Source organism: Brachyspira sp. (genome assembly GCF_050873525.1).
GTDB lineage: Bacteria > Spirochaetota > Brachyspiria > Brachyspirales > Brachyspiraceae > Brachyspira.
Genome location: NZ_JBNMIZ010000002.1, coordinates 1 through 13,864, shown reverse-complemented (window position 1 = coordinate 13,864; position 13,864 = coordinate 1). Strand labels below are relative to the sequence as shown.

Annotated in this window: 10 protein-coding genes; 1 reads left to right on the top strand and 9 read right to left on the bottom strand. The window is 33.0% G+C overall.

Features of this window, described 5'->3' with window-relative positions; translation table 11 throughout:
• Window positions 1-6: 6 nt before the first annotated feature.
• From ACR0QS_RS00280 to fabV, 8 genes are all read right to left on the bottom strand, one after another.
• Window positions 7-1,305, bottom strand: a complete 1,299-nt coding sequence (locus ACR0QS_RS00280) for an efflux RND transporter periplasmic adaptor subunit (protein WP_432631440.1) — start codon at window positions 1,303-1,305, stop codon at window positions 7-9.
• A 38-nt stretch (window positions 1,306-1,343) separates the two neighbouring features.
• Window positions 1,344-2,681, bottom strand: coding sequence for a TolC family protein (locus tag ACR0QS_RS00275; protein ID WP_432631470.1), 1,338 nt, complete (start codon window positions 2,679-2,681; stop codon window positions 1,344-1,346).
• A gap of 218 nt (window positions 2,682-2,899) precedes the next feature.
• A complete protein-coding gene (locus ACR0QS_RS00270) occupies window positions 2,900-6,040 on the bottom strand; it encodes an efflux RND transporter permease subunit (RefSeq protein ID WP_432631439.1) in 3,141 nt (1,046 codons plus the stop codon).
• A 107-nt stretch (window positions 6,041-6,147) separates the two neighbouring features.
• On the bottom strand, window positions 6,148-6,582 hold the full coding sequence (locus ACR0QS_RS00265; protein WP_432631438.1) for a PepSY-like domain-containing protein: 435 nt from the start codon (window positions 6,580-6,582) through the stop codon (window positions 6,148-6,150).
• A 314-nt stretch (window positions 6,583-6,896) separates the two neighbouring features.
• The gene (locus ACR0QS_RS00260) at window positions 6,897-7,379 is read right to left on the bottom strand and encodes a tRNA (cytidine(34)-2'-O)-methyltransferase (protein ID WP_432631437.1); all 483 of its coding nucleotides are present in this window, start codon (window positions 7,377-7,379) and stop codon (window positions 6,897-6,899) included.
• Window positions 7,380-7,476: 97 nt separating this feature from the next.
• Window positions 7,477-9,756 carry a hypothetical protein gene (locus tag ACR0QS_RS00255; protein WP_432631436.1) on the bottom strand — a complete coding sequence of 760 codons (2,280 nt, stop codon included), beginning with the start codon at window positions 9,754-9,756 and terminating at the stop codon, window positions 7,477-7,479.
• A gap of 39 nt (window positions 9,757-9,795) precedes the next feature.
• Window positions 9,796-10,722, bottom strand: a complete 927-nt coding sequence (xerD, locus tag ACR0QS_RS00250; RefSeq protein ID WP_432631435.1) for a site-specific tyrosine recombinase XerD — start codon at window positions 10,720-10,722, stop codon at window positions 9,796-9,798.
• Between the two features lie 243 nt (window positions 10,723-10,965).
• The gene (gene fabV, locus ACR0QS_RS00245; protein ID WP_432631434.1) at window positions 10,966-12,144 is read right to left on the bottom strand and encodes an enoyl-ACP reductase FabV; all 1,179 of its coding nucleotides are present in this window, start codon (window positions 12,142-12,144) and stop codon (window positions 10,966-10,968) included.
• Between the two features lie 169 nt (window positions 12,145-12,313).
• Here fabV and ACR0QS_RS00240 point away from each other — a divergent pair, with 169 nt between their 5' ends.
• Window positions 12,314-12,931, top strand: coding sequence for a MotA/TolQ/ExbB proton channel family protein (locus tag ACR0QS_RS00240; RefSeq protein ID WP_432631433.1), 618 nt, complete (start codon window positions 12,314-12,316; stop codon window positions 12,929-12,931).
• Window positions 12,932-12,968: 37 nt separating this feature from the next.
• Here the strand turns inward: ACR0QS_RS00240 and ACR0QS_RS00235 are convergent, their stop codons facing one another.
• Complete coding sequence (locus tag ACR0QS_RS00235; RefSeq protein WP_432631432.1) at window positions 12,969-13,814, bottom strand: DUF368 domain-containing protein; 846 nt, start codon at window positions 13,812-13,814, stop codon at window positions 12,969-12,971.
• Window positions 13,815-13,864: the final 50 nt, after the last annotated feature.

The window sequence follows — 13,864 nt, the reverse complement described above, 5'->3', positions numbered from 1 at the left end:
AAGTTATTAACCGCCTACTGAATAAACTTCATTATCATTACTTTCATTATTAGCGTTATTCGTATTTATATTATTCGTTTCTTCCGTTCTTTCAATCCTTGTCTCATTAGAATTATTAACCGCATTTGTAGTTAAATTATTATTCGTATTTTGAATAAGCGGAGTTTGAATAATATTCGTTCGGCTTTGAGTTGCTGGGCTTGAATTCGTTCGCCTTACCGTTCCGCTATTTATTCTGGCATTTGTATTATTTGCATTTGTAGTATTATTTAAAATTGTAATATTATTATTTGTAATGATATTATTAGTATTCGTTTCGCCGACATAAGAAGGAGTTATATATTCCAAAATAGTCGGGTCGTTTTCTATTCTATTAATCAAAGAACCGTCTTTCAAAAATTCTCTTCCGAACATAACGACTTCTTCTCCCTCTTCGAGTCCGCTGCTTAAAGCGACTTTATCTTTTGAAGTGAATAATATATTTACCTCTCTCGTATAAGCTCTATATTGCGAATCTGTATTTTCGCTAATATTTCCGTCTCTTGGAACTGCGCTGTCTTCTTTTACTACAAATATATAATTTTTTCCCAAATCATCGCTAAATACGGAACTATTTGGTATAACGAAAACATTATCCGCAGAATTTAACAATATCGAAACATCCGAAAACATGCCGGGCAAAAGCAGTCTGTCTTTATTGTCTATCAAAGCCTTAACCATTAAAGTTCTTGTGGAAGGATTAACGGCATAATCTCTCTTCGTTATTTTTGCCTCGATTTCTTTATTTGGAGATGATGGAACTCTTATAAATACCGCCTGCCCTAACTCGACTCCCGTGATAGACCTTTCTGGAACTTGTATTTCAACTTCTAATTGACTAATATCCGCCACATTTGCTATTGGAGTGGAAGCGGCAATCGATGCGCCTACAGCCATATAAGTAGTGGTAACATATCCCGCTATCGGAGTTCTTGCTGGAGCGTAAGAGTAGTTTGCGCCTATAACGAATCTGTCTATTAAGGCTATAGTTTCTCCCTTTCTGACAAAACTTCCTTCATATTTAAGGATATTCGCTATTTTTCCCGGAACATCGGAAGATATTTCAACCTCTTTAATCGCTTTAATTTCCGCAGACAAATCCAAATATTCGTTTAAATTTTGTTTTATCGGAGCTGCAACCAAGACGCTTATTGGAGTTTCTTTTCTTTGCAAATTTTCCTGCTTATTGCATGATATTATTAATATTGACAATATTAATAAAATTAGAAAAGTAAAACCGATTTTATTTTTATTCTTTAAATTCATAATCTTTAATCTCCTAAAAATTTTAAATATATTCAAATCTAAATTCCCAAAAGTTTAAGAACTTGAAGGGAACTTGATAAATATTCGTAAATAGCCTGCAAATACGAAAGCTGCGCGTTCAAATAATTTATTTCCGCGTCATTAACTTCGAGCATTGAAATACTTCCGCCTCTATACTGTCTTTCCGCCATCTGTAAAGCATAAGCTGCCGTTCTTGCGTTTTCTGCCTGCGATTCCAAATTTGAAGCCTGCGAGCGAGCGGTGGATATTAAATCTCTACTGCTAACTTCTATTGTGTCTCTCAACTGACTATAATTTACTTCCATTTGTTTTATACTCAAATCTATCTGTTCCGCCGATTTTGCCGTAGAAGAAAAAGGAAGAAGAGAATCCAAATTATAACTTAAAGTAAAACCGACTCCCCAGTTAAACTGTCCGTTTTTTTCTCTATTATTTCTCAATTTATCCGCCGTGCTTACTCCGACTGACGCGCTTCCCGTTAGAGTGGGCCACAAATAACTTTTTGCCACTTTTTTATTATATTCGAGCATTTGCAAATTATTTTCCATATTGATTAATTCGATATTATTATTCATTATAATAGTAAGCAAATCTTCATAAGCCATATCGGGAACTGTTATATTCGTCGCATCCAAAATATTTCCTACAAGTTCAACTTCGTCCGCAATATTCGTAAGTCCGATTTGTCTGATAAAAGTCAATTTCAAACTTTGATATTGATTGCTTAAAGTTATAACTTGAGGTTTTGTATTTTCGTATTGAACTCTCGAATTCAAATATTCATATTCTGAAACCTGCCCATTTCTATATTGAATATAATTATAATTCATTCTATTGCTATAATTTAATTGAGACTGCAAATAAACTCTGTAATTTTCCTGCGCAATAAAAGTATTATAAAATGCAAGTTTTGTATTCAAATCGACATCTTTTATGCTATCGTAATATGCGTCTCTCTTCATTTTCAAATTTACTTCGTTCGCTTTATCCGTATTCCAATTTCTAAATCCCGTGAAAAGCGTTTTTGACAATGTCGCGCTTGCGCTTAAAGTGTCGCCCCAGTTTGTCAAAGTCAAATTTCTATTGTCGCTCCAAGAATCCGTTTCGCCCAAATTGAGACTTCCGCTAACCGTAAGAGAAGGCAAAAACAAATCGGAAAAAGAACCGTCCTTTTGAGCTTGAGCGATTTTTACATCGTATTCAGCCTGCTTCAAAGTTTTATCGTTATCGGAAGCTATTTTTAAAGCGTCTTCCAAATTGAGACGAACTTTAATATTATTTGTATTTTCCGTAGTTTCCATAGTTTGATTAGTTTCGGTTATATTTTCTTGCATATCTTGAGAATATAAAACCATATTCAAAATTAGAAACAAAAATATAATAAATTTCACAATAAACTCCTCGTTTAAGAATAGTTTACAATTTTTATTTAATATTTTTATCAATATCAATAAAGAAAGATTATAAACTTTCAAATTAAAAATATCAATATAATTTTTTTATTTGTTTCATATATTAGACGAATAACTTTAAAAAAAGTTTCATTATAAATATAAAAAACTATGATAATTTCTTATTCTCCAATATCTTCCAAAGCGTCTCCGATATTTCCAATAGTTTCTACGCTATCTCTATCTTTTGCTTTATAATCTTTAAGAGGAACTCTATTTCTTATAGCCGCATAAACGGTAGGAACTATTACCAAAGTAAACATCGTTGAAACTGCAAGTCCGCCGAGTAAAGCTACAGATAAAGGTTTATACATTTCGTTTCCTTCTCCGCTCGCCAAAGCCATAGGAAGAAGTCCCAATATTGTAGTAAGCGAAGTCATTAAAACTGGGCGCAATCTTCTTGGTCCCGCAATAAGCGCCGCTTTATCTCCGTTAATCTTTTTTTCCTGCATTAATTGATTCATATAATCAATTAAAACTATTCCGTTATTTACTACAACTCCGATTAAAACTATTATTCCAATTCCGCTATAAACGCTTAAATTTTGTCCCATAATTAATAATAGTAAAATAGAACCTGCAAATCCGAACGGAATCGCCAAAGCTATAACGAATGGCGCAATGTAGGATTCAAATTGAGTCGCCATAACCGCGTAAACCAAAACCAAAGCCAAAATTATAGCCTGCAAAAGCTGAGAGTAAGCGTCTTTCATATCTTCGTAATCGCCTGAATAAACTACATTGAAGCCTGAAGGAATAAATACTTTTGAATTTACCGCATATTGAACATCAGCCATTATTCTATCCATAGGTCTTCCCTCTCCCGCCGCCGTTATCGTAACTACTCTTTTGTTATCTTTTCTGTCTATTGCATTTGGTCCTAAACTCTTTTTTATATCCGCTATTGAAGAAACTGGAACCATTCCATGAGAAGTAGGAATAAGCATTCTTTTAATATCGTCTATATTCACTCTGTCTCTTTGATTTAATTGAACTTGAACATCCAAATCCGTATGAACCGAACCGTCTGGAGTCATTCTTGTAGCCGTAGTTCCTCCGAATCCCGTTTTAATCGAGCTTGCTATAGTTTTTATTTTTAATCCCATTTTTGAGGCTAAATCTCTATTTATCAATATATTAAGCTCTGGATTTGAATCGTCTCTTCTTAAACGAACATCTTTAAGTCCTTCCACATCTTCCAAAGCGACTATTATTTTTTCCGCCAAATCTATTCCTCGCTCCAAATCTTCTCCGACAACATCAATATCTATTCCGTCCGAAGATGAATTTCCCATAATTTTTGTAGAATTTATCAATTTCAAATTAATTTTCGCGGGATAAACGGATAATTTTTTTCTAACCGCGCTCATATATTTTGAAGTTGACGATTTTCTGCCTTCCGATTTATCTATTAATTTGACTCTAACCTCGCCTTTATTTGCCGAAGAACCGTATCTAACTCTCGTTTGTATTCTGCTTAAATCTTCGCCTATAACTTCTTCTATATCTTTTCCCATTCTTTCAACAAATGTTTGAGTCTGTTCTTTTCTTGTTCCTACAGGCATATTAATACTCGCTCTAAATTGTCCTTCGTCCGCTTTTGGAAAACCTTCTTTACCTATAAACATTAATCCTATTATTATAACGGCAAAAACCGCGATTATAGCTGGAATCAAAACTCTATTTTTATGATTAACCGAATAAGTCAATATTTTATTATAAACTAAATTAACTTTTGAATGAAAATGTTTATTAAAAAACTCTTCATATTTAAATAAATGTTTTGATTTTTTTCCAGTTATTAATCTCGCTCCAAGCATCGGAACTATAGTCAAAGCGACTGCCAAAGAAGCAAGCATTGAAACCGTTACCGTAATGCATAAATCTCTAAAAGTTTGTCCCGTCTGTCCTTGAACAAATAGAAAAGGCAAAAATACTGCGATTGTAGTTAAAGTTGACGCTAAAATTGCAAGAGATACGGTATAAGTTCCTTCTATTGCCGAAGAATATTTTCCATAGCCGTGGTTTCTGTAGAAAAATATATTTTCCAAAACGACTATCGAATTATCAACCATCATTCCTATTCCCAAAACGAGTCCCGCCAAAGAAATTATATTTAATGTTACTCCCATAAAATACATAATCGTAAAAGTGATTATTATTGACATAGGAATAGAAATCGCTATTATTGAAACGGTTCTAACATTCCATAAATAAATCATAAGAATTATAATCGCGAAAAGTCCGCCCTGCCAAGCCGTATCCAAAACTCCGCCAATCGATTTATTAACCGTATCGGCGTTATTGAAAAGAATTTCATAATTAATACCTTCGGGCAAATTGAGTCTTTCAAGCTGTTTTTTAACCGCTTTTGAAACGGCAACCATATTCGCTCCCGATTCTTTATTTACCGAAATTGAAACTGCAGGCGTTCCGTTTACTTTGATTATGTCCATATTTTCGTCATAACCTTCGTAAATATATGCCAAATCTCTTAATTTTATCGGAGTATTATTTTCTTTCAAATCGACTACTACAGTTCCTATATCGTCAATAGTTTTAAACTCTCCCGTAGTTCTTAAAGTATATTTATAAACTCCTTCGTAAGTTTGTCCTCCAGCTAAATTCTGATTTTCTTCTCCCAATGTGGACACAATCGTATTAATATCGAGTCCGTAAGCCTGAAGTCTGTTCATATCCACATCGACTTTTATTTGAGATTTGATTCCTCCTTTAATATCGGCGGATGCTACTCCTCCTACTTGTTCGATTTTATTTACTACATTATTATCAACCAAATTATAAAGAGCGGATAAATTTTCAGTTCCGTAAAAAGAAATTTCCATAACGGGAATATCGTCCGTAGAATATTTATAAACTGTAGGACTGCCCGCATCGTCTGGCAAATTTTTTCTTATTCTGTCTATTGCCTCTCTTATATCTGCAGTCGCGCTCGTCAAATCGCTTCCCCAGTTAAACTCTATCTTGACGCTTGATTCTCCTTCTTTTGAGGAAGATGTTATAGTTTTTATATTATTTACGCTCGAAACCGCATTTTCAACCAATCTTGTAACAGATTTTTCCACTTCTTCAGGACCCGCATTATTATAACTCGTTTTAACAGATATATTCGGACGTTCAATATCTGGCAAAAAGTCAACGGGCAATCTCGTTAAACTTATCGCTCCCAAAATAATTACGGCAACCATTCCCATGCAAACCCCAACGGGCTTTTTTACTATCAATTCTATAAAATTTCTCATTCTGCAACTCCAATTTTTTTATATTTTAATTTATTAATTTAATTTAATTTTAATATAAAAAAAAGGGGAATAAAACATTTACCCCCCTTTACCTCCTTAATAAGAAATTAATCTAATTTCTCTCCCAAAAACTCGCCGCTATTGGATATATATACTTCTCTTCTATTATCCAAACTTACTTCATAGCTATTATATTGTTTTTGAATTTTCAATATGCTCGCTTGCGGATATCTTTGTTTAAGAGCGTTTAAAACGGCATTAGGCAATAAAGTTTGAGACAAAGGTTTATAAGGAGATTTTATTTCTCTCCACTCTCCGTTTATAAAGAACTCAATCTTAACTCCGCTTTCCAAAGCCGCTTCAAAGTCGTTTCTGTTTTGTTCCGCGTAAATTATAGTTTCATTCGGAAAAGACTTTTTAATAAAATCCTGCGCCGCTTTAGGCAAACCTGACGGCTGTATAATCACTCCAGCCATCGCGCTTAAGCTCATTACGGTTGTAGCCGTAAACACGAAAAATAATTTTTTTATTCGATTTGTCATAGCAAATCCTCCTTTCAATGTTTAATTAATTATATTTATATTATATCGGATTTTAAATTAATTGTCAATATATTTTACACTAAAATTTGTTAATTTTTACTTAATTTAGAAAAAGTAATAATTAAAATAATACAAATACTACAATTTTTTAGATTTAAAAAATATTTTTAATTGAAAGTAAATGATTTTTTACAAAATTTAATTAATTGATATGAAAAATTAATAGAATTTAGGAAATTTTGGGAAATTTTGGAGATTATTTGGGAAAAGTATGATTTCTATTTTATTAAATTATAAATTAAAATTACAAAAAATTATAAAAGCGCAATTTGTCTCAAAGCCTCGTAAGATACAATCGCTACTGTATTTGAAAGATTAATCGAACGAACTTTATCCGTCATCGGAAGATAAATCGAATTTTCAAAATCGTTTTCCCATAAAGATTCCCGCAAGCCCGAACTCTCTCTGCCGAAAAGAAATATATCGTTATTTGAATAATTAAATTTATCAAATCTTATTTTTCCAAATTTTGAAACGGGAACTATTATCAAATTATTTTCTTTAGAATATTCCAAAAAAGTATTTTCGTTTTCATGCTTTATAAGACTTAAATTTTCCCAATAATCGAGTCCCGCACGCATTATTTCTTTTGAACTTAAAATAAACGAAGGTTTTGAAACTATATGCAAAGTTATTCCAAGTCCAACGCATAGCCTTCCGATATTTCCCGTATTTGCTGGTATTTCGGGGCGATAGAGAGCGATTGATATATTAAAATTATTAAAATCTTTTTCCATAAAAAATAATTATCAATTAAAAATTAAAATAATTTATATAAAAATAAAAAAGGGAATTGCAAAAATCAATCCCCCTTTAAATTTAGTCTATGGTAAATTAATTATCTTTAGTTTCGTCTTTTGTATTATTATTGCTTTTAGCTTCTTCGCCTTTAGCAATAATAGCGTTTTCTTCTTTCGCGGGTTCTGGTTTTGGAATCAAAGTATGAAGTAAAGTATAAACCGCCGCGACATTTTCTTCTCCCGATTCGGACGCCACTCTGAAAGACATTAAAGAAGAATATCTGCTTCCGCCGTAAGCGTATTTGAAACCTATTTCCGCAGTTCCGCCCGCTTCTATATTTACAGTTTGCGAGTCGAGAGCGATTGCCGATAATGCTTGAGCCAAATCGGTTTTTATCGAAACATTATTCTGTCTTTTTGAAGTTCTATTAACTATAGTCAAAACTCCCGTTCGATTTCTTTCGTCAAGTTTAACTGTCACATTAAAAGGATTTTCCGAATATTTTTCTTCTATTCTCGAAACTATCGAAGCGTTTATATTTGCCCACTCTCTTATGCTATTTCCCGCTCCTCTGAATCTCGACCATAACATTCTTGAAATATCATGGAAAAATACTCCTCTTATTCTACTGCTTCTATTGAATTTAGCTTCCGATTCGTAAACTCTTTTCATGTATTCCAATTCTGGACGCAAACTTCCGTCTTGAAGTCTATTATCAATCATATTGCCGACTAAAGTGTTATATTCTCCCGATAAATATCTGGGCCAGCTTGCAAGCATTCCTACATGCTGCGCTCTATTCGCTTCGTATATCATTACCGCATCGTAGTCGATTCCCGCGTCAAAGAACATATAAGGGTCCTGTCCATGTTCCTGTCCTTGATTCCAGCCTAAAGTAAAAGCCCATAATTTTTTCTTTATTCCAGATTCTTTCACTTGTTTTATTATCAAAGATTCTTTATGCGCTCTAAACCATCTCCATTTCATTCCAATTTCTTTTTTTCCTCTATTAACAGCAAGCCATTTCATCCTCGCCTGTTTGCTCATAGTTTGCCAATTTGCTGGAACATAAACTCCCGTAAGCTCAACCATTTCGTCAACCATTTCGTATCCGTCAACTTCGCCCGTTCTTATAAAGTCAAGTCCCACATAAGAAATATTTGGATTAGAATCGTATCTTTTTAAGATATCTATTATATCTCGCACTCTTTTTGGGTCCGCTAAAGAAATATGTCTGCTTTCAACCAAACTTTTAGTTTCCGAATTATAACCTATTGAAACATCATAACCGCCTTTTCTCGCTCCGCCGCCAGCCGCAAAATAACTCATAACATAAGCGCCAAGTTCGACATTTCCTTTTTTCTTACTCGCCGCTAAATTTTCAATATTTCTAATCATCGCTTTAGCCCAAGGTTCGTCCGAAGTTATTCCGCCCGTCCATCCAGTCGTCTGTCCGCCGATAGCCCAAAATATATCGCATTTCATATATCTTATCCAATCGTATATCGCGTCATAATCGGTAAGTTCGCCCGTTTCAACGCTCGGCACTTTTTTTGTCGTTAAATCTATCGCATATTCCAAAGTGGCAATTTTTTTAGTTTCTTTAGCTGGAGGAGATTGTCTTCCCTTTACGGTAAAATCTTTCGTGTATCCATATATTCCTTTTTCGGTTTGAACTAAAACTACCGCTTGATATTCTCCTAAAGTTCCACCGAAAGGATGCAAATAAGTTCCTTTATATTGCGAATTTTCAATTTTAAATACATTTATGGAATATCTATCGTCTCCGTTTTTTCTAACGAGTTTATCCGATTTATATCTCACATAAATGCTTATATTTTTTACCGTATCCGTAGTGTATATGGACGCGTTTATTATTACGGGTTCGTATCTGAAAACGGATATTTTAGACAAATCTATTGCGACTCTTGGGGCTTCTCTTCTTCTTGTATTTTTTATAGCCGTATCAATCGCTTCGCTTAATTTATCCGCTTTAGCGTCCGAACTATTTGCCGAAAATACCAAAGCGGGCAATATATTAGGATTTGGCATATTTCCGTTTAATTCGTCCGCGCTTAATAATAATTCCTGATTCAAAAGTTCTATATCGCTGTCGACCATTATAGCGTCTTTAAAATAAAAATCTCCCAAATCTACCGCCAAATCGTAATCGTATATAGGTTTTGTAGTGGATAAAGAAAGAGAATCTAGATTATACATATCGATTCTGCGAAATTGATTATCTTCGCTTAATTCATAATGAGATTCGCTATTGTTTATTATGGCTATTCGCTCGCCTATTCCGAAAGTAAGCAATATTACGGAAACCGTTATTAATAATAATAAGATTGTGGCAATTATACTATTTTTCATTTTTTATAAATTATTCCTTTTAATAGTTTATTATTTTTTTCATATATTTTTCCTCGTATGTTTTGGATGTTTCGGATGCTTGTCAATCTGCTTTTCTAAATGAGAAGAGTCCACATGAGTATATATTTCCGTTGTCGTTATATCCGAATGCCCCAACATTCTCTGAACCGACCTTAAATCCGCTCCATGCTGTATCAAATGAGTCGCAAAACTATGTCTTAAAGTATGAGGATGAACATTCTTTTCAATTCCGCTTTTTCTCATAGTTTCTTTTACTATTTTCCAAATTCCGACTCTTGAAATTTTATCGCCTCTGAAATTCAAAAATAACTCTCTCGTATTTTTGCCTTTAACCATAATTACTCGGCTCGTATGTATATATCTTCTTAATATATCCAAAGCGCTTTCGTTAATCGGAACTATTCTTTCTCTCTTGCCTTTTCCAAATATTCTTAAATATTTTCCTTCAAAAGATATGTCTTCGATTTTCAAAGAACAGAGTTCGGTTACTCGCAAACCCGAAGAATACATAAGCTCAAAAATCGCCTTATCTCTCAAACCTTTATCCGTTTTTTCGTTATGAACGGAAAGCAAATCATCCACTTCGTTTGTCGTTAGAGATTCTGGCAAATATCTTTTTAATCTTATTACCTCCAAATTGTCCGTTGGATTCTTTGAAATATAATTTTCCATCAAAAGAAATTTATAAAGATTAACCACGCTCACTTTGTTTCTTGCGACCGTTCTTGCCTTCGAGCCTTGTTCTTTTCTCTCGTCTAAAAATCTTTCAATATCGCTTCTTGCCGCTCTTAATATTGTCTTTTTGTTTCTGTTTAAAAAATCGAGAAATATCGCTAAATCTCTGCCATAAGATTCGAGAGTATTTAAAGATAAACCTTTCTCCACTCTCTCATAGTTCAAATACATAGATAGTATTTCTTGGTCCGAAATCTGTTTCACTGACATTGAAAATTGCCTCTTAATTAAAATATATACATAATTAAGTCAACATAAAAAATTTGTAGTATTTTGTTAACTTATATATATTATCGACAATGTTCTCTATTTATTTAAACATAATCTATATATAAGATAATAAAAAAACCGAAATATTGTTTAAAAAATTTAAGCAATACTTCGGATAAATTTTATTTTTCTAATTTTTTTAATGTAGAGAATTTATTTTATTTAATCTCAATTTAATTTAAATTATATTTGAACATCGGCATCGTAATTAATGTCGTTAAAACCGAAACCATGCAAATGCAAATATTCGTCTCTAAACTGATTCAAGTCGGCGTTCGCTTTCAAAGATTCGTTATCTTTTACTTTATTCCAAGATTCCAAAACTTCTTTTTGAACATCGTCTCTTAATTCCCAGTCGTCAAGTCGCAATCTATGTTTTTCGTCTAATATAGCGCCCTTGCCAGAGAATAATTTTTCATTAAATTGTCTATACATTTGTTCTATGCAGCCTTCATGAATTCCTTTATCTTTCATTATTTTGAATAGAATGCTTATATATAAAGGCATAGCGGGAATAACGGCGGACGCTCTCGTAACAACGGCTTTTGCCACGCTAACATAAGCATGTCCTTTAAGTTTTTCCTGCATCATTTTATCCAATTCCAAAGCGGTATTTTCCAAATCGTCTTTAGCTTTTCCAATCGTTCCGTCTCTGTATATCGCTTTAGTTATTTCTGGACCTATATAAGAATAAGCGATAGTCAAAGCGTTTTCGGATAACATATCGGCTTTAATCAAATCTTCAATCCATAATCTCCAGTCGTCTCCGCCCATAACTTTTACTGTCGCTTTTATATCCTCTTCTGTAGCGGGGTCTATTTCCACATTTATAAGCTCTTCTTTCATGAAATCGACTCCGATACCTTTATACTTTTGTCCTACAGGTTTTAAAGTGGAACGATAAGTTATATTTTCTTTTTCGTCCTTTCTTATTCCCGTAGCCAAACTATAAATGAGAATGTCAATCTTTCCGCCGAAAAATTCTTTAGCCTCTTTTATTATATTTTCTTTTGAAGATTCTAAAAAAGCGTCTCCAACAATAGTTTTTTCTTTTAGTCCGTCTCGTTTGGCAAATTCGCTGAAAGCGTTATTATTATACCAGCCCGGTGTAGCCGTTTTTTCTTCGCTTGCCGCTCTTTCAAATGAAACGCCCATAGTATTGGCATTCAAACCGTAAGCTAAAACTATTCTGCTTGCAAGTCCGTATCCGCCAGAAGCTCCGAGTATCAACGCGTTTTTTATATTTGCGTTAACTTTAGATTTGGACTTCACATAATTAATTTGGTTTTCGACTTCTTTTTTGCAACCCAACGGGTGAGAAGTCCTGCACACATTATTAGATATTTGAGGTTTAACAATCATTTTATATCTCCTTTGATAACTTTTTTTTTATAAAATATTCGTATAATATACAATTAAATAACATTTTTGTCAATAGTTTAAAATATTAATAAAATAAAAATATAATCGTTGATTTTTTACTCTAATTAAATTAAAATAATCAAATTAAATAATTCGGAGTATTTTATCAATGAACGGTATTTTTAACGCTGACACTTTAATCAACGCTGCAATGACTTTATGCTGGGTAGGACTTTTAATTTCTTCCGTAATGGCATTAACGATAATAGTCGATAGATTTATTTATTTCACAAAAATTAAATCTTCGGACGAATCTTTATCTCAAAAAATTATTTCTTTAATAAAAGATAACGAAATAAAAGCGGCGATAGCTTTATGCGAAACGAGTAAATCTCCTTTATCGAATATCATAACGGCGGGATTAAAAAATACAAAAATATCGAAAGAATTAATGCAAAGTCAGGCAAATAAAGAACTTCCAAAATTGGAAAGATTTATTGCGGCGCTTTCCACAATATCGACTGTCGCTCCACTACTCGGTTTGCTCGGAACAATACTCGGAATGATACAGTCGTTTGCCGTTATTTCAACAGTTGGAAGCGGACGCCCGATGGCTCTGGCTTCGGGAATAGCAAACGCTTTGCTTACAACTGCCGCTGGGCTTATAATCGCAATTCCTTCAGTCGTATTTTATAATTATTTCGTAAATACCGTAAATAAAAGAATATTATTTATGGAAAATTTATCAAACGAAATTTCCGATTTTTTGGATAATAATAAATATTAAAAAATTTATTTTGAATTAAAAATAAGAAAAATATAATCTATTTTTTATTTATAATATCGTGGTCGAATCTCTGCAATAATCTTATCAATAAATAAGCCGACACAAAAAGCAGCGGGCATAATATCCATTCAACTGCACTTTTTGGCAAACCGGGAAAAACTTGCATGATAGAACCCAAAACGAATCCCGATATAATCAAATAAGAAGATTTAACATAATGTTCTATCCAATATTCCAATATTTTTGTCGTTAAAATTATTCCTAAAATTAAACCGAAAAATAGAGGAATAAGATAAGGAATATAAAAACTCTGAACGGCATTTATAGTTTCCTGATAAATTCCCAATAATAAAAACATATACGAAACGCTTATTCCGGGAAGAATCAAAGCTATTGCCGAAATGAATCCCGCCAACGCGAGTATAAAATAAGTAAAACTTTTGCTCCTGTTATTTTCCGAATCGCCAAAAAAACCTTCAGGTATCATAGATATTAAATATACCAAAGAAGCTCCCAATATTATATATATCACGCTCATGAAATTAAATTTATATCGTTTGGTTTTATTATAAACCGTATTGAATCCGCCTAAAGCCGCTCCCATAAAAAAGAAACAGGATACGGTAAAAAATTTTTCTATCAATACGGATAAAGGTTTTGCAACTATAATCATTCCTAATAGAGCACCTATGGAAAATAAAATTATAATTAAAAAATTCGATTTGTTTTTAATAAAATAATTCTCATTTTTTGAAAAACTTAAAATACCGCTCAAAGCCGTGATTAATTTATCGTATATTCCAAGTATCATTACCATAGTTCCGCCACTGAAACCAGGGACAAGCATGGACGCTCCGACTATAAAACCTTTTAAAATATTCATTAAAATTAAATCCTGTAAATTTTAGTTTTTGAATAATAGCATATATAAAT